We start from the raw sequence: 22,605 nt of genomic DNA, 5'->3' as shown, positions 1-22,605 counted from the left end.
TGAGGAGCGAGCTTGCAAGCGTCTCCCCCTGCTCCCTGAGGAGCGAGCTTGCAAGCGTCTCCCCCTGCTCCCTGAGGAGCGAGCTTGCGAGCGTCACGAAGGGTCTTCGCAACTCGTCTCGCCAGGACCCTTCGTGGCGCGCCCTCCGCAAGCTCCGGGCGCTCCTCAGGGAGCAGAGGTTGTGCGGTTCTTTCGGATTAGGGAGCAAGGGGGCATCAGGCGGACGGGGAGGTCGTCACCGGTCGCGGGTGTTCTTTTCCACGGGGGTAGCAGGCGATCCCGACGAGGACGGTCGCCACGATGCAGATGGGGCCGGCCCAACGGAGGATCGGCATCTCACCGGACGGGTCGAAGACCTCGGCCCGCGGCCACGCCAGGTTGATCACCATCAGGACGCCGTAGAGCACCGCGAGGGCATTGACTACCATCCCGAATCGGCCCAGGCTGAACAGCTTTCGTCCGCCGGCGTCGACGGCCGGCGTGTCCCGGCCGCCGCGATGCGGCCAGCCCTGGAACCTCCGGTAGAGCATCGGGCCGGTGACGGCCAGGTAGGCGAGGTAGATCAGGATGATGCACACGCTGGCGAGGGTCGCGAAGATCGCCGAGTTGCCGACGTTGACGAGCAGGATGCCGATGCAGAGCACACCGATCAGGATCGACGGCAGGATCGGGGTGCCGGTGCGGCTGTTGACGTGTGCCAGTTGCGCCGAGAACGGGAGCCGGCCGTCGCGGGCCATGGAGAACATCAGACGCGAGCAGGCGGTCTGGATGGCGAGGGTGCAGATGAAGATCGCCACGGCCACGTCGGCGAGGAGGACCTTGCCCCAGAAGCTGCCGAGCACGGAATCGAGGACGTACGGCAGGCCGCCGGTCGCGAGTTGCTCGTCGAGGGTGGGTGCCGCCATCAGGGTGCCGAGCAGCATCAGTCCGCCGCCGATGGCCGAGACGGTCAGCGCCATCCGGATGGTGCGCGGTGCGACGCGGCGCGGGTCCCTCGTCTCTTCGGCCAGCTCACCCGCCGACCCGAAACCGACCATGACGTACGCAGCCATCAGACCGGAGACGATGAACGCCCAGATGTAACCGGGCTGCTGACCGGGAACGCCGGTGTCGAACACGACGTCGGGACCGCGCTGGGCGTGGGTGAACAGTGCCAGGATCACCGCGACGACACCGACGAGCTCGCAGACGACGCCGATGCTGTTGACCCGGCTCATCCACCGGACGCCGATGCAGTTGATGGCGGTCACGATGACCAGCAGGACCGAGCCGAGGAGGACGGCGTTGGCCGCACCGCTCGTCGTGGTGAGGGTGGGGTCGTCGCCGATGATCTGGAACCCGATCCAGATCGACGGCAGGACGACCTGCAGGGCGATCGCGGCCGCGGCGGCGGTGACGACCTGCGCGATCATCATGAACCAGCCGCCGAACCAACCGACGACCTCGCCGCCCATTCGGCGGGACCACTGGTAGATCGCGCCCGAGATCGGATATCGCGCCGCGATTTCGGCGAAGCACAGCGCCACCAGGAACTGGCCGGCGTAGACGATCGGCCAGGTCCAGAAGAAGGCCGGGCCGCCGAAACCGAAACCCAGACCGAACAACTGGAAGATGGTGGTCAGGATCGAGACGAACGAGAACCCGGCGGCGAAGGACGCGAACTTGCCGAGCGAACGATGGAGTTGCTGGTCGTAGCCGAGTGCCGAGAGATCGTGTGCGTCGGCATCTCCGGCGCCCGGGCCGGACGATGATCCAGCGGCCGAGGAGGGCGATGCCGCGGGAGCCACTTCGGGGGTGGAGGTCATGCGCGGTCTTCCTTTCCGAGAAGAAGCTCCACGTTGAGCACGGTTGAGGCAGGCACTGTTTCCTGTCACCTGATAGGTAAGCCCTCGCTGATTTCTATCGATTGACAGAATTGTTCCGGTCGTGAAAACTCCCGTTACGTCCGCGTAACGCGCCTGGGATTTCCCCGGTCGGGGGGTCCGCGAGCGGCAGAAGCCCGCGATCCGTCGGCTAGGGTCGAGGAATCCGGGTCGCAAGATCCCCGGGTTGCGAGATCTGTTGACGCAATTGAGGAGACGACATGCCGTCCGGCTCGAGTACGGCCCAGACCCCGACCGGTCGCGGCCGTCCGCGCCTGGTGCCGGCCCGACGCCGCGGTCAGACCGCGCGCGAAGAGATCCTCGACGCCGCTGCCGAACTGTTCACCCGCCACGGGTACACCGGGACGTCGACACGCATGATCGCCGAGGCGGTCGGCATCAGACAGGCGTCGATGTACCACTACTTCGGCACCAAGGACGACATTCTCGCGACGCTGCTGGAGACGACAGTCGTCGCCTCACTCGAACGCGCGCGGGTACTGCTCGACGAGAACGGGGACGCGCTCGCGCGGCTGCTGGAGCTCGCGCGCTTCGACGTCGATCAGCTGGCACAGTCGCGCTGGAACCTCGGCGCCCTGTACCTGCTGCCCGAGGTCGCCGATCAGCGTTTCGTCGAATTCCGTTCGGCGCGGCAGGAATTGGCCGACTCGTATGCGGCCCTGTCGGCCGCGGCACTCGGCGACGCGACCGACAAGCGGACGCTTCTGCCCTTCCGGTTGGTGGAGTCGGTCATCATGATGCGCGCCGACGAACAGCGCGGCGAGCTCGGCGAACACACGGCCGCCGGTCTCGCCGCCACCGTCGTCGACGCGATCTCGCGAATTCTGTAGCGACAGAGCGCACATGGCTGAAGTCGCTACGGGATTCCCGCGAGCGTGACGGCTAGCAGGTTCCGATCACGCCACCCTGCAGCGCCACCTCCATCTTGCGCACGATGGAGCAGTCCGCCGGACCACTTCCGACGCTGCGCATGGGTTCGACCTGCTTCACCGCGGGGGTCGGGGCGAGCTGCCGGCCGACCGGCCCGGTCACCTGCGGTACGACCGGCTCCGGGGCGGCATGCCTCGGCTGATGCGGGACGACGACCCGCTCGGCCGACACCTCGGTGGCGTCCGCGCGCAGGTGTCGCGGCTTGTCGACCGGCACCTTCCAGCCCTTGTCGTAGCCGTGCGCGGCGCCGATCGCGACACCGGCCGCGACCGCGGGCAGCGCGACGAGGGTGGCGACCACAGCCGTCCCCACCACGGGCCCGACGACGAGTCCGGTGGGCCACAACGGCAACGTGAGTATCAGACCCAAGGGGGCACCCACCACACCGCCGACCGCGAGGGCGAGGGGTGCTGCCACCCCGGCTCCGATGACGCCACCGACCGCGGCATCACCGACCATCTGCTCGGCCACCCGGTCGGCCCGCGCGACCGGTACCCCGTTGCTCTGCAACACCTCCGAGATTCCTTGGACGATCTCACCGGCGCCCGCCGAGATCTGCGCGGCCAGTTGCGGGGACACCGCTCGCGGACGGGTCAGGACCAGGTTGCCGACCCGAACCCGGTCCCCGGCATCGGCGACCGGCACCGCCACCGAACCGAGTGGCCGTAGGTGCCGCGGCCCCGGTGTCGGGACGACCGACGTCACGTCCGGCCATGACCCGACCACCACCGGCGCCGCATCCGAGACCAGCGCGGCATCGATCTGCGCGATGCGGAAAGCGTTGCCGGGCGGCGTTTGTCCTCCCGACGTCGATGAGGAGGGAACCACCGGGACGGGCAGGGCCACCCCGGGTGAGGCCGCCTGGGCCACGGCCGGGGCCGTCACCGTGAGCGACGCGGCCAACGCGCAGCCGAGCAAGGCGCCCGCCGGGCGGCGACCGCGCGGACGTGGGCAACGGTGTGCGCCGGATTTGCCGTTCTTGTCCATGGACGACCTCATCTCTTGGTGGTGAACCGATCATCGTGAGAAAACGCTAACCCCGAAGCGGCTTTCCGCGAGGCGCTTTCGCGCGTCAGATGATCGTCGAGGACGGTTGCGACCTGTCCGATCGCCTCGTCCTCGGTCATCCCCAGGTGGTGGGTGTCGACGTCGACATTCGTGATTTCCCCCCGAACGTACCGACTCCATCCGTTGGCGCCCAACGCATCCGGTCGCCGATCGCGCACGGCGGTGAAGTAGAGCACGTCGGTGTCGACGACCGGCGGGTGCCAGTCGCCGGTGGCCCGGATCAGCAGGTTGTAGGCGTCGGTCAGCCGCTCGATCGTCGCGGCGTCGATGCCGAACCCGGTGCCGAGGCGCTCGGCGATCTGCTCGGCGGCTCGTTCGGCGGTCGCGTCCGCACTCACGAAGTCGATGCCGAGGACCGGACCGAGGTTGGTGATCAGCTCGCCCGGGGTGACGGTGGTGATCGCCGACGAGTCCACACCGTCGGCCTCGGTGTCGAGCATCGCGAGCAGCGCGACCTCGGAACCGGCCGCCCGCATCTCGGCGGCGATCGCGTGCGCGATCACCCCGCCGAGCGACCACCCCAGCAGGTGATACGGACCCTCGGGCTGTACCGTCCGGATCTCGTCGGCGTACCTGCGTGCGATCTCGGCGATCGTCGTGGGGCCGGGGGTCTCGCCACCGATCTGTGGCGCCTGCAGGCCGTACACCGGCCGGCCGGGCGGGACCTGCCGGCTCAGCGTCTGATAGCACCAGGCCAGCCCGGACGCGGGGTGGATGCAGAACAGCGGCGGCAGTTCGCCTTCCGGCCGGATCGGGAGCAGGACGTCCAATCCCACCCCGCCCGGCCCCTCGTCCCCCGGCCCGCGCGCGGCGTCGAACCCGTTGCGCATCCCGTCCTCGATCCGCCGGGCCAGGTCGGCCGGGCTCGAATCGGACAGCATCCACCGGACCGGGATCTCGACGTGCAACTCGGTCTCGAGGTCATTGATGACCTGGACCGACCGCAGCGAATTGCCGCCGAGCGCGTAGAAGTCGTCGTCGGCGCCCACCCGCGGGACACCGAGCACGTGCTCGAAGGTCCGCGCGATCTCGGTCTCCAGCCACGACGACGGTGCGCGGAACGCCGAGGCGTCACGTGTCGGCTGCGGCAGCCTCGCCCGGTCGAGCTTGCCCGACGCGGTGATCGGCAGCGAGTCGAGCACCATCACCGCCGTCGGCATCATGTATCCCGGGAGCGCCGCCGACGCGAACGCGGTGACCTCGGCGGTGTTCACCGACCTCCCCCCGACGTCCCTCACGCCGGCCCCCGCCGGCACCAGGTAGACGGTGAGATAGTCGACCGCGTCGGTGGAGGTGACCGCGGCCGCCGCGCGGGCGATGTCCGGGTGCGCGGCGAACACCGCCTCGATCTCACCGAGTTCGATGCGCAACCCGCGGAGCTTGACCTGGAAGTCGCTGCGTCCCAGATACTCGAGCGCACCGCTTCGTCGACGCCGCACCAGATCACCGGTGCGGTACATCCGGGCGCCGGACGTGAAGGGATCGGCCACGAAGCGATCGGCGGTCAGACCCGGTCGTCCGTGATAGCCCCGCGCCACCTGCGTCCCGGACAGGTAGAGATCGCCGGTCACCCCCGCCGGCACCGGACGCAGCCGCGAGTCCAGCACGTACGCACGGGCATTCCACACCGGCGCCCCCATCGGCACCGCGCCGTCGTCGGCCGTCCCCACCGCGGAGGAGGTCGCGTGCACCGTGAACTCCGTCGGCCCGTACAGGTTGTACAACTCCACTTCCGGCAGCGCACGGCGGGCGGCGTCCACCACATCGGGCCCGAAGGCCTCACCCGCGACGAGCAGGGCCCGCAACGAGAGCGCCGCGCCGGTGGGCAGGGCATCGGCGAACACCGCCAGCATCGACGGCACGAACGACGTGATGGTCACCCGATGGGTGGACATGACCTCGGCCAGGTAGCGCGGATCGGTGTGGCCGTCCGGTCGGGCGATCACCAGTCGGGCACCGACGGCGAGGGTCGCGAACAGTTCCCACACCGATACGTCGAAGGTCGCGGGAGTCTTCTGCAGCACCACGTCCGATCGGCTCAGCGCGTACTCGGCGCTGATCCAGCGAAGCTGGTTGACCACCGAGCGATGCGACACGGCAACGCCTTTGGGTCGACCCGTGGAACCCGAGGTGAACAGCACGTACGCGAGGGCGTCCGGATTCAGCGGCGTGATCCGGTCATCGTCGGTCAGCGGCGAGTCGTCGAACCCGGACATATCGACGGAGTCGAGCGCGGACAGCACCAGCACCGGCTCGGCGCACTCGACCATGTAGTCGATCCGCTCGGCCGGGTGGTCCGGGTCGATCGGCACGTAACCACCGCCGGCGGCGTGCACCGCGTACATCGCCGTGAGCTGGTCGAGCGAGCGTCGCATACGGAGCGCGACCAACGAGTCCGGCCCCACCCCCTGTGCGACCATCCAGCGGGCCAGCCGGTTCACCCGACCGGAGAACTCGGCGTAGGTCTGCGAGACCGCCCCGGAGATCACCGCGGTGTTCTCGGCGTACGCGACCGCGGCCGCGGCGAACATCGAGGCGAGGGTCTCGGCGGAGTCCACCTCGTGCGTCGTCGCGTTCGGACCCGGGAGGGCGGCAGACCGTTCGGCGTCGTCGAGCAGGTCCACGTCGTGGACAGCGCGGTCGGCGTCGATCGTCATCGCCTCGAGCATCGCCACCAATCGTTCGACGAACCGCTCCACGGTCGACGCGTCGAAGAGGTCGGATGCGAAGGTGACACCACCGGTGATGCCGGCCGGCGCCCCGTGTGCGTCGTAGGAGTCGGCCACCGTCACCTGCAGGTCGAACAGGGCGAGTCCGGTGTCCGGTTCGACGGCCCGCACCGACAGATCGGGCAGTTCGATGTCGGTGCTCGAGATGTTCTGGAACGCCAGCATCACCTGGAACAGCGGGTTGTGGGCGTCGGAGCGGACCGGGTTGAGTTCGGAGACGAGCCGTTCGAACGGGACGTCGGCGTGACCGAACGCCGCGAGGTCGGTGGCGCGCACGTCATCGATCAACTCGGCGAACGACATCCCGCTCCGCACCCGGGTGCGCAGGACCAGCGTGTTGACGAACATCCCGACCAGATCGTCGAGAGCACGTTCCCCGCGTCCGGCGTACGGGGTCCCGACGGCGACGTCGTCGGTCGCGGCGAGCCGCGCGAGCAGGGCGGCCAGCGCGGCATGGAAGACCATGAACAGGGTCGTGTTGTGGGCGCGGGCGACCCGTTGCAACCCGGCGTGCAGATCGGCGTCGACGGTCAGGCCGACGGACTCCCCGGCGTAGGACTGGGTGGCCGGGCGCGGCCGATCGGTGGGCAGTTCGAGCAGCGGCGGTGTGTCGGCCAGTTGCTCGGACCAGTAGTCGATCTGCGCGTGCAGCAACGAGTTCGGGTCCGATTCGGAGCCCAGGACCGCCCGCTGCCAGATCGCGTAGTCGGCGTACTGCACCGGCAACGGCACCCATCCGGGCGCCTCGCCCTGCAGACGCGCGACGTAGGCCGTCATGATGTCCCGCGCGAGGGGCCCCAACGAGGAGCCGTCACCGCCGATGTGATGGAGGATCACGGCGAGCACCCACTCGTCGCCGCTGAGCTCGAAGAGCACGATCCGGGTCGACGCCCCGGCGGTGAGGTCGAACGGTGCCGCGATCAACTCCGCGATCGCCTGATCGACAACGGATTCCGCAACCTGGACGACCTCCATCGGGACGGTGTCCGCGGGCAGGATCACCTGGGCCGGTTCACCTTCGACGAAGGGGTAGACGGTGCGCAGGATCTCGTGGCGCGCGACGACGTCACCGATCGCCCGGTGGAGGGCGTCGACATCGAGACTTCCGGACAACCGCACCACGACCGGGATGCTGTACGCCGGCGACTCGGGTTCGATCCGGTTGAGGAACCACATGCGTTGCTGCGCATAGGACAGCGGGATCCGCTCCGGACGTTCGTGTGCCACCAGGTCGACGCGCCCGGTGTCCGTGTGCGACTCGGCGCGGGCGGCCAGCCGCGTCACCGTGGACGCCTCGAAGATCACCGACACCGGGATCGTCGTGTCAAGCGCCGCACCGATTCTCGCCACCACCCGCGTTGCGGCGAGACTGTTGCCACCGAGGTCGAAGAAGTCGTCGTCGGCACCGACCGCGGCATCGACGGACAGGATGTCGGCGAACACCCCCGCGACGATCTCCTCGACCGGCGTGGCCGGGGCACGGAAACTCCGGGTGGTGACGACCGGCGCCGGAAGGGCACGCCGGTCGAGCTTGCCACTGGGTGTCAGGGGGATGTCGTCGAGGACCACGACCGCCGCCGGGACCATGTACGTCGGCAACACCTCGCCGAGTTCGGCACGAAGTTTCTCACCGACGAGGGCGACGCCCGGCGCGGGCACCACGTAGGACACCAGGCGCATGCCGATGCCGGAGTCGTGCCGCGGGACGGTGACGGCGTAGGCCACCCGAGCGAGTTCTGCCAGCGCGGCGTCGATCTCCCCGAGCTCGACCCGGAAGCCGTGGACCTTCACCTGGAAGTCGTTGCGTCCGATGAACTCCAGGTCGCCCGAGTGGTTGCGGCGCACGATGTCCCCCGTGCGGTATGCGCGTTCCCCGGTATCGCCGAAGGGGTGGGCGACGAACCGGGCGGCGGACACCCCGGACCTGTTCAGGTAGCCGCGCGCGAGCGCGGGTCCGGACAGATACAGCTCCCCCGCGACCCCGTCCGGCACGGGCTGCAGACGGGTGTCGAGCACGAGCGTCTGCATCCCGGCGAGCGCCGTGCCGATCGTCGACCGTTCTCCCACCCGCAGCGGAGTAGTGGCGGTGGCGACGATGGTGGTCTCGGTGGGGCCGTACAGCACCCGGAATTCCCGGGCAGTAGCCGGATCGGCACCCACCCACCGGCTCACCAGGTCGGTCGGTACCTCGTCGCCGCCCGACATCACGACCCGCAGGTCGTCGAGCCCGTCCGGATCCACCGAGGCGAGCGCGGCCGGGGTGACGAACGCATGGGAGACGCGGTGATCGCGGAGGAAGTCGGCCAGCTCGCGACCACCCCGCATCCCGGTGGGGGCCACGACGAGGGTGGCCGCGGCACTCACGGCGAGCAGGATCTCCAGCAGCGACGCGTCGAACGAGGGAGAGGCGAAATGCAGTACCCGCGGGCTGGTTCCGGGCTCACGGTCGACGTGCAGCGTGGCGAGGTAGTCGGCGACGCCGGCATGCGTGACGGCGACGCCCTTCGGCACCCCGGTGGAGCCGGAGGTGAAGACCACCCAGGCGGTGTTCGCGGGCCGGACCGGGCACACCCGATCGGTCTGTCGGATCGGCGACGGCGACAATTCGGCGACCTCGGCGGCGGTGGCGGGGTCGTCGAGCACGACCCAGTCGAGCGCCCCGGACAGCGTCGGCCGCGACCCTCGAGTCGTGATCCCGAGTGGCGCAACCGAATCGGACACCATCTGGTCGATGCGCGCGGCCGGGTAGTGCGGGTCCACCGGGACATAGGGGGCACCCGATTTCACGACGGCCCACCACGCGACCAGCGATTCCGCCGACCGCTCCACGGCCACCGCCACCGGCCGCTCCGGCGCCGCACCGTTCTCGATGAGATACCGTGCCAGCCGATTCGAGCGGCGATCGAGCTCACCGTAGGACAGCTCGACTCCGCCGCAGATCACCGCCGCACCGTCCGGGTCGGCCACGACGGCCGCCGCGAAGATCTCCGGCAGCAGCACGGGCTCCGCGACCGCGCCCGGTCCCACCACCGACACCAGTTCGGCGCGCTCGGCTCCGCCGAGCCAGTCGATGTCACCGACGGGGGTTGTCGCGTCGTCGACGATCGCGTCGAGTACACGATGCAACCGACTGGCGATGCCGGCCACCGTCCCCGGATCGAAGAGGTCGCGGGCGAACATCATGGTTCCCGAAAGACCCTGTGGCGTGCCGTCTTCGGTGTATGACTCGGCGAGGACCACCTGGAGGTCGAACTGGCAGATCCCGGTGTCGGCCTGCGCGCGGGAGACGCGCAGGTCCGGCAGGTGGAGATGGACGTCGGACAGATTCTGGAAGGCCAGCGCGACCTGGAACAGCGGATGATGCGCGGTGGACCGTTCCGGGTTGAGTTCGGAGACGATCCGCTCGAACGGGACGTCGGAGTGCTCGAAGGCGTCCAGGTCGACCTCGCGCACGCGGTCGAGCAATCCGGCGAACGACTCCGCGGCGTCGAGGTCGGTCCGGAGCGCGAGGGTGTTGACGAACATGCCGACGAGCGGTTCCAGTCCCGGTTCGCCGCGCCCGGCGACCGGGGTGCCGATCACGACGTCGTCGGCGCCGCTCAACCGGCCGAGCACCGCGGCGAGCGCGGCGTGCACGACCATGAACAACGACGCGCCATGTGCCCGCGCGAGGGCGAGGAGTTGCCCGTGCAGGCGGGCGTCGATCGCCACCGGCACCTGCCCGCCCGCCAGGGTCGCCACCGGCGGACGCGGGCGGTCGGCGGGCAGATCGAGGACGTCCGGGGCACCCGACATGGTCGACCGCCAGAAATCCAGCTGGGCGTGCATCAGCGAGGTCGGATCGTCCGCGCTCCCCAGCATGTTTCGCTGCCACAGCGCGTAATCGGCGTACTGGACCGCGAGCGGTTCCCAGGTCGGTTCCGCGCCGGCGATGCGGGCGGCGTAGGACGTCATCACATCGCGGGCGAGCGGCGCCATGGACTGGCCGTCACCGGCGATGTGATGGACCACGAGGACGAGCAGGAAACGCCCGTCGGTCCCCTGCCGGTCGTCGTGTGCGTCGCGGTTGTCCGGGCCATGGGGATCGTCCACGCCGTCCGGGTCGATCGCGACCACGGCCACACGCATCGGCACCGACGCGGTCACGTCGAACCCCCGGCGCACGAACCCGGCGACGACGTGCTCGACCTCGGTGGCCGATGCCCGCATCGACTCGAGGAGCACCGGGGCGTGGTCGAGGACGAGTTGCCACGGCTCGCCGTCGGTGTCGGGGTAGATCGTCCGCAGCACCTCGTGCCGCCCGACCACGTCGTCGAGGGCCTGCCCGAGTGCCGCGAGGTCCAGGTGCCCCGTGAGTTCGAGGACCACCGGGATGTTGTAGGCCGGCGACTCCGGCTCCATCCGATTGAGGAACCACATCCGCTGCTGCGCCAGCGACAACGGGATGCGCTCCGGGCGAACGGTTGCCGTCAACGCGGTGCGCCGGTCGTCGCCCAGCGACCCGACCAGCTCCGCCAGTGCCGCGACGCCGGGCGCGTCGAACACCGACCGCAGCGGAACCCGTACTCCCAGCTCCGCACCCAGCCGCGCCGTCACCACCGAGGCGGTCAGCGAGTCGCCACCCAGGGCGAAGAAGTCATCGTCGGCGCCCACGCGCGGCACGCCGAGGACGTCCTGGAAGACATGCGCCACGGCGGACTCGGCCGTGCCGGACGGTGCACGGAACCCACGTGGGGCGATCACCGGTTCGGGCAGGCGACTCCGATCCAGCTTGCCGGTCGGGGTGAGGGGTATCTCATCCAGTACGACCACCGCGGCCGGCACCATGTATACGGGCAGCGATCGCTCCAGCGACGCACGTAGTTCGTCACCGGAGAGCGACGCCCCCGCTGCGGCGGTCACGTAGGAGACCAGACAGTGCGCCGTTCCGTTCCCGCCACGCGGGACGGTCACGGCGTAGGCGACGTCGGCGCGCGATCCGAGGCGCGCGTCGATCTCGCCCACCTCTACCCGGGTGCCGCGCACCTTCACCTGGAAGTCGTTGCGTCCCACATACTCCAGTGCACCGGACCGGGAGACCCGGACGAGGTCGCCCGTCCGGTACATCCGGGTTCCGGGCGCATCGGCGGGGCAGGCCACGAACCGCGCCGCCGTCGTCGCGGGCCGGCCGACATAACCGTCGGCCAGGCCGGGGCCGACGAGGTACAACTCGCCGACGACGCCCTGCGGAACCGGACGCATCCACGTGTCGAGCACCATCGTGCCCACCGGTCCCACCGCCGTCCCGATCGTGATCGGATCACCCGCCCGCAGCGGCGTGCCGGCGGTGGCCCAGATGGTCGATTCGGTCGGCCCGTACAGGTTGATCATGTTCCGGCCGTCGGCCCACCGTGAGACCAACTCGGGCCCGACCGGTTCACCCGCGGTCGCCAGTACGCGCAGCGTGTCGAGACCGTCGGCCGGCACGGTGGCCAGTGCCGACGGCGTCACGACGGCATGCGAGACCTGCTCGCGCCGGATCAGATTCGCGAGCGCGGGGCCTCCGTAGACATCGGGTGGCGCCACCACGAGACGTCCCCCGGAGCCGTGGGCCATCAGGAGTTCGAACACGAAGGCGTCGAAGCTCGGTGAGGCCACCTGCAACACATTCGACGACTGGTCGACGCCGAGGACCGCGCGCTGCGCCGCGACCACCGGCGCGAGTCCGCGGTGGGAGACGACGACACCCTTCGGTGTGCCGGTGGAGCCGGACGTGTAGATCACGTATGCGGTGTCCCCGAGCCGGATCGGGCCGCCGCCTTCGTTCGACTCGGGGCCGTCCGTCCGCGGTTCGTCGACGACGAGCCAGTCGATGCTGTCGGGCAATGCGGCCCGGTGCGCGCCGACGGTGATCCCCAACCCGGCGCCGGCGTCGGCCAAGACGAACTCGATGCGTTCGGCGGGCAGGTTCGGATCCAGCGGCAGGAACGGCACTCCCGCCTTGGCCGCCGCCCAGATCGCGATCGCCGCCTCGACGGACCGCGGGAGTGCGCACGCCACGACGCCGGACCGCGCCCGCCGCGAGATCTGCCGCGCCAGGCGATCGGATTCGGCGTCCAGCTGCCGGTACGACAGCGACCGCTCGCCGCAGGTCACCGCGATCGCATCGGGCGCCTGACCGGCTGCGGTGGTGAGGATGTCGAGCAGCGTTGCCGGTTCCGGCATGTCGTCGATCCGACCGGCACCCGCCTCGTGCCCGACGTGACGGAGCGCGCCGAGCCGCGAACCCGGCTCGTCGGCGATGCGGGCGAGACATTCCACGAAGTGGTCGACGATCTCCCGTGCGCGGCTCTCGTCGAACTCGTCCCGATGGAACCGCACGGTGATACCGAGTCCCGGTTCCCCCTCGCCACCGTCTATCTTCGGCGCCACGACGACGCTCAACGGGTAGGGCGTGGCGTCGAGCCCGGTGACGCCGTCGACGTGCAAGCCCGCCTCGGTGACCAGTTGTTGCAGCGCGTCCTCGCGCAGCGGGAACGACTGGAAGGCCAGTGCGGTGTCGAACAGGTCCGACCGGCCCACCGCGCGGTGGATGGCCGGGAGTCCGACGTAGTGGTGGTCGAGGACCAGCGCATTCGCGTCCTGCACATGGATCAACAGATCGCGCAACGACATCGACGGTTCGAGACGGACCCGGATCGGTACCGTGCTGAGGAACATCCCCAGCGCCCGGTCGACGCCGGGCAGCTCCGGTGGCCGTCCGGCGACCGCGGAGCCCAGGACCACATCGGTGTCGCCGGTGAGGGTTCGCAGGACGAGGGCCCACGCCGCGGACAAGGCGGTCCCGACCGTCACCGCGGACTCCGCGGCGGCCGACCGCAGACGCGCATACTCCTGCCCGGGCAGCTCGGCGATGACCTCACCGGCGTCGAACACGGTGGTCGCGGCACCGAGCCGGGTCACGCGGGTGGGTCCGTCGACGTCGGCGTAGGCCTGCGCCCACGCGGCCGTCGACGCGTCCTGATCCTGTTCGCCGAGCCACGCGAGGTAGTCCCGGTACGAGGCTGACGGCCGGCATGCGCCGATCTGCCCCGGGTCGCCGTAGTAGTGGAGGAGTTCGCCGAGCAGCAGGGGCATCGACCAGCCGTCGAGGATCACGTGATGGTTGGTGACGTGCAGGGCGAAGTGGTCGCTGTCGAGCCGCACGAGGGTGAAGCGGATCAGCGAGGGTTCGGTCAGATCGAAACCGGCGGCGGCGTCGTCGGCGGCGACCCGCCGGGCGGCCCCGCGGTCCGCGGCAACGGTGAGATCGACTGTCCGGAAGCGCACCTCGACGCCGTCGACGACGACCTGCCGCGGGCCACGCGATGTCTCGACGAAGGCCGTCCGCAAGACGTCGTGGCGGTCCACGAGTGCCTGCGCGGCGCGGCGCAGCAGGCCGGCGTCGACCGGGCCGGAGAGGGCGATCGTCGACTGCACGGTGTAGGTGTCCACCGCATCGGGATCGAGGGTCGAGTGGAAGTGGATACCCGATTGCGTCGGCGACAACGGCCAGACGTCCGACAGCCTGGGGTAGTCGTTCCGCACCCGGTCGAGATCGATGTCGGGAAGATCGACGAGCGGCGAATCCTGCTCGACGACAGCCTGTTCGGCGGCCGAAGTGGTGGTGGGGCCGCTGGTCGCGGAGTCGGTGGTGGCGATGGCGGCGAGCGCGGCGACGGTCTTCGCCTCGAAGACCGCCCGCGGAGTGAGCGACAGTCCGGCGGCCTTCGCCGCCGCGACCAGTTGCATCGAGACGATGCTGTCACCCCCGAGCGTGAAGAAGTTGTCGTCGGCGGTGACGTCGTCGAGCTCCAGCACCTCGGCGAACAGCGCGGCGATGACGTGCTCGGCCGGCGTCTCCGGCGGGCGGCCGCCCCCGCTCTCGGCACGGAACTCACACTGCCGCAGCGCCTTCGTGTCGACCTTCCCCGACCGGGTGACCGGCATCGACTCCAGTTCGACGATCGCTGCGGGAACCATGTAGTGCGGCAGGGTGTTCGCGAGGTCGTCGTGCAGCGCATGCACGTCCATCGGCTCGTCCGGCGTCCCCACGACGTAGGACACGAGGACCGGACGACCCGCCGGTCCGCGCTGGAGCACGGTCGCCGCCTGCGCGACGCCGGCGATCCGCGCGAGATGGGCGTCGATGTCCCCGGTCTCGATGCGCAGTCCGTGGACCTTCACCTGCTGGTCGTTGCGCCCCAGGTAATCCAGCCGCAGGGCGCCGTCCGTGCGAATCCAGCGCACGGCATCGCCGGTGCGGTAGAGGCGTTCGCCGGCGGAGCGTATGGGATCGGCCACGAACCTCGTCGCGGTGACGCCTGGGCGGTCGAAATAGCCACGCGCCAGGCCGGGACCGCCGAGGTAGAGTTCGCCGACCACTCCGACCGGCACCGGCCGCAACCAGGTGTCGAGCACGAACGCCGACACTCCCCGGATCGGCTCCCCGATCGTCACCGGCTCCCCGGGCCGGAGATCGTCGGCGCCGGTCGCCCAGATCGTGGTCTCGGTGGGTCCGTAGTGGTTCATCAGCCGACGACCCGGCGACCACCGGGTGACGATGTCCGCACCCGTCGCCTCGCCGACCACCGCGACGATCCGCAGCTCCGGCAGACGCGACGGGTCCATCGTGTTGAGCACCGTCGGCGTGATGATGGCGTGGGACACCCGCTCGGTCCGAAGCAGGTCCTCGAGGTCGGAACCGCCGTAGATCTCCGGCGGCGCGACGGCCAGGCAGGCGCCGGCGCTGTGCGCGACCAACACCTCCGACACGCAGGCGTCGAAGCCGGGGGACGCGACCTGCAGGACCGTCGAATCAGGTTCCACCGCAAAGGATTCCGCGTACTCGACCACCAGGTCGGCGAGGCCGCGATGGGTGACGTGCACGGCCTTCGGCCGGCCGGTGGAGCCGGACGTGAAGATCAGGTAGGCCGCGTTGTCCGGCCGGAGCGGGAGCGGGTCCCCGGTACCGAGCGGTGGCGAGTCGTCGGTGCCGAGCGGGAGCGAGCCGGGGCCGGTGAGGGTCAGCCACTCGACGGTGTCCGGGAGGTTCGGGACGACGGCGTCGACGGTCACCCCGATCGTGGACCGCGCGTCGGCGAGCAGTTCGGCGATGCGGTACGCCGGATTGCCCGGGTCGACGGCGACGAAGGCAGCTCCGGTCCGGGCGACCGCCCAGATCGCCACGATGAGCGCGGCCGACCGCGGGATCGCCAGGGCCACCGAGGTCTCCGGTCCGGCGCCGCGAGCGGCGAGCTCGTCGGCGAGCCGGTTGCTGCGGCGCACGAGTTCGCGAAATGTCATCGTGACGCCGTCGGCGCGCACCGCCGGTGCCTCGGGGTGTCGTCGCGCGGTGTCGGCGAGGATGTCCCGGAGTAGGCGGGGCGACACGGCAGGCGGACCCTCGATCGGACAGAGGGCGGATCGTTCGGTGTCCCAACAGGATGCCAGCGTGGCGACCTTTCGGCCCGGTTCGGCGGCGATCTGGCGCAGCAGCAGCACGAACCGCTCGAGCAGGACCTCGGCGGACTCTCGGTCGAGGCGGTCGACGGCGTACTTCACCACCAGTTCGTAGGTGCCGGGCCGATCGGCGGCCGGTTGGTCGGCCCGTCCGGGCCGGGGCGGCGTGACCTGGAGGCTGACCGGGTACGGGGTCGCGTCGTGGGCGGCCAGGCCGTTCCATCGCAGTCCCGCGTCGCCGAGCATGCGGTTGATCTCGTCCGGGTCGACCGGGTACGACTCCAGCACCGTGGCGGTGTCGAACATGTCGGCCACCCCGGTCACCCGCTGGAGTTCGGCGAGGCCGATGTCGCGGTGGCCGAGCATCGCCGCCTGCTCGGACTGCGCCCTCGTGAGCAGGTCGATCACCCGCTCGTCCGGGTCGAGCCGGATGCGCACCGGGAGGGTGTTGATGAACAGCCCGATCATCTGCTCGATGCCCGGGATGGAGGCGGGACGGTCGGACACCGTGTTGCCGAAGACCACGTCGGATCGGCCCGTCATGATCGAGAGCAGCATCGCCCACGCCACCTGGATCGAGGTGTTCGCGGTGACCCCGTGGGCGCGCCCGAGACCCCCGATCGCCTCCGTCGTCGCGATGTCGAGATCGAGCGCGGTCTCGCCGATCTCGGCCGCCGAGTCGCGCTCCGCGGCGCCGGTGAGGCGCGTCGGACTCTCGATGCCGGCGAGGGTCTCCTGCCACGCACGTGCCGTGGCGTCGTGATCGCGGGTGTGCAGCCACTGCAGGTAGTCCCGGAACGTCCGGGGTGCGGGAAGTCCGGCGGCTCCGTTGTCGTCATCGTCGACCAGGTACAGCTGCAGCAGTTCGGAGATGACGACGGGCATCGACCACCCGTCGAGGACGATGTGGTGGTTGGTGATCGACAGCAGGAACTCGTCGCCACCCGGGTTCTCGGTGTCGCGCGTCAACCGGATGAGGTGGAAACGGAGCAGCGGCGGCCGAGTCAGGTCGAAGGGGGCCGCCGACCCGGCGATGAGACGACGCAGTGCACGGTCCCGGTCGTCGGCGTCGGCGATCCCGGTGAGGTCGGAGTCCGACCAGTCGACGGTCACGTCGTCGAGCAGGATCTGCCGCGGCCCGGCGCCGGTCTCGACGAATGCGACGCGGAGACTGTCGTGCCGGGCGATCAGCGCCTGCGCCGCCCGACGCATCCGGTCCGGTTCGAGCCGTCCGCCGAGTCGCAGTTCGGCCTGCACCGTGTACCCGTCGGCGGCGTCGTCGTCGTAGGTCGCGTGGAACAGCAGCCCGGACTGCAGCGCGGTCAGCGGCCACACGTCGACCATCGACGGATGGGCGGCGGTCCAGTGATCGATGTCGGCCTGGGTGGTCACGACCAGCGGGAAGTCCGACGGTGTGTGGCCGCCGGCCGTCCCGGACCGGACGTGCTGGGCGAGACCCTTCAGGGCCTGCACCCACAGGCCGGCCAGCTCCTCGACGTCGACCCGGTCGAGCACCAGCGCGGCGTACTCCCAGCCGACGTCGAGTTCGACGCCGGCCGGACCCGGTTCGGCGATCGCATTGATGTCGATGACGGCGGGCAACGCCATCCACGGGTGCCCGGTCCCGACCAACGCGTCGAAATCGCGCGCCGGCATCCATGGACCGGTGTGATCGCCGGTCCCCATCCGGCCCAGGTAGTTGAGGCTGATCTGGGGTTCGGGCCGGTCGCCCAGTTCGTCGCGGCCGGTCGGGTCGAGATATCGGATCATGCCGTAGCCGATCCCGTGGTCGGGTGCCGCCCGCAGCTGTTCCTTGATCTGCTTGATCGCCAGTCCGGCCGACAGACCACCGGTGAGGGCGTCCTCGACGTCGACGCCGTGCAATTCGAGCCGGACCGGGAAGCGAGAGGTGAACCACCCCACCGTCGAGGTGAGGTCCGCGCCGGGTACCGCGGCCTCCTCGCGACCGTGGCCTTCGAGGGCGATCAACTCGCTGCCGTCGGACTGCCCGCGCCGACGTCGCCAGTGCGCGAGCGCCAGGGCCAGCGCCGCCAGCAACGAGTCGTTGGCACTGCCGTGGAACCGCGCGGGGATGGTGGTGAGCGCCGCCTCGGTCACGTCCGCCGGAATGCGGATCCGGATGCGTCCGGCGGTGCCGACGATGTCTCGATCCGGGTCGAGCGCGCGGCGTCCGAGCAACCGGTCGCCCGGCTCGAGGATCTCCGTCCATCGGTCGAGTTCGGCCGCGGCGCGCGCGGGTGCCTGCTCGACGAGGCCGTGGACCCAGCGCCGGACCGACGTCGTCGGCAGGCCGAGGTCCGGCACCGCGCCCCCGCGGATCTGGTGCCAGGCGGTGACGAGGTCGGCGAGGAGGATGCGCCAGGAGACCCCGTCGACGGCTAGATGGTGGATGACCAGCCACATCAGGTCGGGCGCGGTGCGGTCGGGGTGCTGCATCCACACGAACCGCACCAGGACGCCGGCGCGTGGGTCGAGGCGATCGGCCGCGGCCTGGAGGTGGCGGTCGATCTCGTCGGCGTCCCGTCGGTCGAGCCACACGTGCTCGAGCGCCTCGTCGGCGTCGACCGCACCGGGTGGCCGGACCACCAGGTGGGGTTGGTCGGCGAGATCGTCGACCAGCGTGGCCCGGAGGATGTCGTGCCGGTCGAGCACCGCGCGCAGTGTGCGCACCAGTTCGTCGCGCCCGGCGGCGTCCGGGAGTTCGACCAGCGCGGCCTGTCCGAAGCGGTCGACGGGACCGCGTTCGAGCATCGCGTGCATGATCGGTGACAGCGGGATGGAGCCGACGGCCCCGCCGGGCAACTCGCGCAGTCCGGCGTCGTCGGAGACATCGGAAGCCATCGCGGCCAGCGCGGCGACGGTCTTGTGCTCGAACACATCCTGGGTCGTGAACGCGAGCCCGATCGCCTTCGCCCGCGCCACGAGCTGGATGGACAGGATGCTGTCGCCGCCGAGGACGAAGAAGCTGTCGTCGGCACCCACCTCGACCACCCCGAGTACCTCGGAGAAGAGTTGCGCCAGTCGGTATTCCCGGGGAGTCGACGGCGGCCGCCCCGATCGCGCGGATGCGAACACGGGCGCGGGCAGGGCTCGTCGGTCGACCTTGCCGAACGCATTCAGCGGCAGGGCGTCGAGAATCGTGATGACGGACGGCACCAGATGCGGCGGCAGGCACTCGCGTGCGAATCGCTCCAGCTCCGCCGGTTCGACCCGCTGTCCCGCCGCCGGCACCACGTACGACGCCAGGACGGTCGCGCCGGCGAGGTTCAGCGCGGGCACGGTGACGGACTGGTCCACCTGGACGTGCCCGGTGAGAGCGGCGTCGATCTCACCGGGTTCGATCCGGTACCCACGGATCTTCAGCTGGAAGTCGGTGCGGCCCAACAGCTCCAGCGACGGCGCGGTCCCCGCCCCGACCCAGCGGGCGAGATCGCCGGTCCGGTACATCCGTTCGCCCGGCGCGCCGTGCGGGTGGGCCACGAAACGTGCCGCGGTCTGACCGGGCAGACGCGCGTAGCCGCGAGCCAGCCCCGGGCCGGCGAGGTACAGCTCGCCCGCGGTTCCCATCGGCACCGGTTGCAGCGCGTGGTCGAGGACCATCACCGACGTCCCGCGGATGGGGCCGCCTACGGTGACGTCCGCATCGGGCTCGACCACCGCACTCGCCGCCGTGATCGTCGACTCGGTCGGCCCGTACTCGTTGATCATCGTCGCCGACCGGGTCCACCGTTCGACCACGTGCGGGGCGCACCGGTCACCGCCGACGACGACGGTCTGCATCCGGGTGAGCGACTCCGGCTCGATGGTCGCCAGCATCGCGGGCGTGAGGGTCAGGTGGGTGACCTCCTCCTCGGCGAGCAACTGGGTGAGCCGCTCGCCGCCGATCACCTCCGGAGGCACCACCACCAGGGCGGATCCGGCTGCGAAGCAGGTCAGGAGCTGTTCCATCGACGCGTCGAAGCTCGGGGAGAGCGCGTAGGACACCCGGGACGCCGGCGCGAGGCCGTATGCGCGGGTGCGATCGGCGATGAGACTCGCCATCCCGGAGTGGGTGACCTGCACGCCCTTCGGCACGCCGGTCGAACCGGACGTGTAGGTCATGTAGGCGACGTTCTCGAGCCGGGCCCGCGACGGAGCCGGCGGGTCGTCGAAGCCGCCGCCCGGGGCGTCGTCGGTGTTCCCGTCGGACGAGAGGTCGCCGAGGTCGATCCGGACCGCCGACGGGGGCACCCGCTCGGCGAACTCGTCGACGGTGATCGCCGCGCGGGCACCGCTGTCGACGAAGATGTGCTCGATGCGCTTACGCGGGTATTCCGGATCCACCTGCACGATCGCGGCACCGGTCTTCGCCACCGCCCAGACGGCCACGACGGTGCCCAGGGACCGTCGCAGCAGGATGGCGACCGACTCCTCCGGCGCGCAGCCCGCGGCACGGAGGCGCCGCGCGAGTCGCGACGAGGCGGCGTCGAGTTCGCGATACGTCATCGAACGCCCGGACGCGCACACTGCGGTCGACTCTCCGTGTCGCGCAACCGTTTCGGCGAGAATGTCGGCGAGTACCCGCGGTGGGGCGCAACTCGCGCCCCGGACGGGGAGCAACGTCGACCGTTCCTGCTCGTCGAGCAACGTGAGCTGTCCCACGCGATCGTCGGAAGCCCCGCCGAGGAATGCGTGCAGGAACATCAGGAAGCGACGGTGATGCCCGGTGAGTTCGTCCGGGGTGTAGATGTTCGGGTTGCCCTGGAAGTCGATGTGCGTGCTGCTCTTTCCCGCGCCCGGGTAGATGTTGACGAACAGATCGGACGTCGGACCGGAGGTCAACACGTGCAACCGCCCGGTGACCTCACCCAGCACGACCTCGCTGTCGACCATCATGAGGTTCACCGCCGGGCCGAAGGAGGCCGACTCGTCACGGGCCATCCCCATGTCGGCGAAGATGTCCTCCTGCCGGTACCGCTGCCGCCGCAGCGCACTCAGCAACTCCCCCTGCACCGAGGTCACCACGTCGCCGAGCGTGCGGCCGGCGACCGGCACACGCAGCGGCACGACGTTGGCCACCATCCCGCCCGACCGGCGCAGCACGGCGGAGTGGCGACCCGAGACCGGAAGGCTGAGAAGGACTTCGGCACTGCCGGTCATCCGCGCGAGGTACGCGGCGAACGCCGCGACGATCACCGGGGTCACGCCACCTCCCTCCTGCGCGGCCGCATCGAGGAGCACGGCAGTCTCCGCGGGAATCGGTGCGCTCACGAGGATCGGGTGCAGCGTCGGCTTGCCGTGCCGGCCGGCCAGGGTGACGACCGGCGGGGCGCCTTCGAGATGGTCGCTCCAGTACCTGCGGTCGGTGTCGTGACGAGTCGACCCGGGGTAGGACGCGTCCTGGGCGATGATGTCGGCGATGTCGCTCGCCTTCGACGGCGGCGCGGGATCGCCGCGGACGGCCGCGTTGTACAGCTCGGTGATCCGCCGGACCATCGTCACCGCCGCGAATCCGTCGAGCGCGATGTGGTGCGCCCGCAGGTACCACATGTAGTGCGCGTCCCCGACGCGGTAGACGATGCTCGTCATCAGGTCGTCGGTGAGAAGGTCGAGCGGCCTCGTGTAGTCGAGCAGCATCAGCCGATGCGCCGCCGCGGTCGGATCGGCCTCGCCGCGCAGATCCACGGTGCTCACCGGAGCGCTCTGCGCGGCCACGTACTGCCGCGGCTCCCCGTCGACGACGACCAGGCGCAGGTGTCCCGAGCCGAACTCCCGCCCGGTGGTCAGGCAGACCTCCGTCAGCAACTCGGCGTCCAGTTCGCCGTCGATGTCGACGTACTGCGCCACCGAGATCGGCAGGTCACCGGCCACATGCTGGGCGAACCAGATGCCGCGCTGCGCGGCGGACAGCGGAAGTGTGTCCACACCGGAATCCGGTCTCGCCGGCGTGGCGGACCCGGTCGTCTCCGCGGGATGATCGGCATCGGCCGGCATCCGGGTCGACGAGGAGTGCGCGGACGGGGTGACGAGATCCTTGTCTGAGATGGTCACGTGGCCTCCATGCGTTCGTATCGATCGCACTCGTCCGGGTTTCAGGACCACCCGGGCGCGTCAGCAGGCCACGGGATAGACAATTCACAACCCGCGCGAGATCAAGCCAGATAAGCCCCCCTGGAGAGCTGTCGCCCCGCCGACAAATCGGACCATACTCCCGATTAACATTCGCCGACATCCCTTTTCGGCAAAGGCAAAACGTCAGTAAAGTCGAAGTAAAGACCAGCGATAAAACGTCTCAGAATGGTCACGGACAATTTGATGGTCCATTCGGATGAGTTTTCCGAAAGGCGTGGATTTTCGCCCGTGTCTCTGATTTTCAGTTCATCTCATTCGAAAAGCGAATATGGATTCATTCTTCACACGGAGTCTGTCAAACCACAAGAAGCAGTTGTCATTTCGGGCGACCGATCAATCGGTCCATCACGCCCTTCTCACGCAAATCGCCCAGAATGGACGGT

4 protein-coding genes are annotated in these 22,605 nt (G+C 70.0%); 1 reads left to right on the top strand and 3 read right to left on the bottom strand.

From position 1 onward, the window contains the following. Nucleotides 1–215 precede the first annotated feature (215 nt). Nucleotides 216–1,805, bottom strand: coding sequence for an amino acid permease (locus tag ACFVHY_RS22265; protein WP_390275502.1), 1,590 nt, complete (start codon nt 1,803–1,805; stop codon nt 216–218). A 278-nt stretch (nt 1,806–2,083) separates the two neighbouring features. Here ACFVHY_RS22265 and ACFVHY_RS22260 point away from each other — a divergent pair, with 278 nt between their 5' ends. Then, the gene (locus ACFVHY_RS22260; RefSeq protein WP_390275500.1) at nt 2,084–2,713 is read left to right on the top strand and encodes a TetR/AcrR family transcriptional regulator; all 630 of its coding nucleotides are present in this window, start codon (nt 2,084–2,086) and stop codon (nt 2,711–2,713) included. A gap of 52 nt (nt 2,714–2,765) precedes the next feature. Here ACFVHY_RS22260 and ACFVHY_RS22255 read toward each other — a convergent pair whose 3' ends face one another. Both ACFVHY_RS22255 and ACFVHY_RS22250 read right to left on the bottom strand, forming a co-directional pair. Then, nucleotides 2,766–3,800, bottom strand: a complete 1,035-nt coding sequence (locus ACFVHY_RS22255) for a hypothetical protein (RefSeq protein ID WP_390275499.1) — start codon at nt 3,798–3,800, stop codon at nt 2,766–2,768. Nucleotides 3,801–3,808: 8 nt separating this feature from the next. Next, nucleotides 3,809–22,141, bottom strand: a complete 18,333-nt coding sequence (locus ACFVHY_RS22250) for an amino acid adenylation domain-containing protein (protein ID WP_390275498.1) — start codon at nt 22,139–22,141, stop codon at nt 3,809–3,811. Nucleotides 22,142–22,605 lie beyond the last annotated feature (464 nt).

It is taken from the genome of Gordonia sp. NPDC127522, from assembly GCF_042672305.1.
Classification (GTDB): Bacteria; Actinomycetota; Actinomycetes; order Mycobacteriales; family Mycobacteriaceae; genus Gordonia; species Gordonia hongkongensis.
This window is presented reverse-complemented; position numbering and strand designations above follow the sequence as displayed.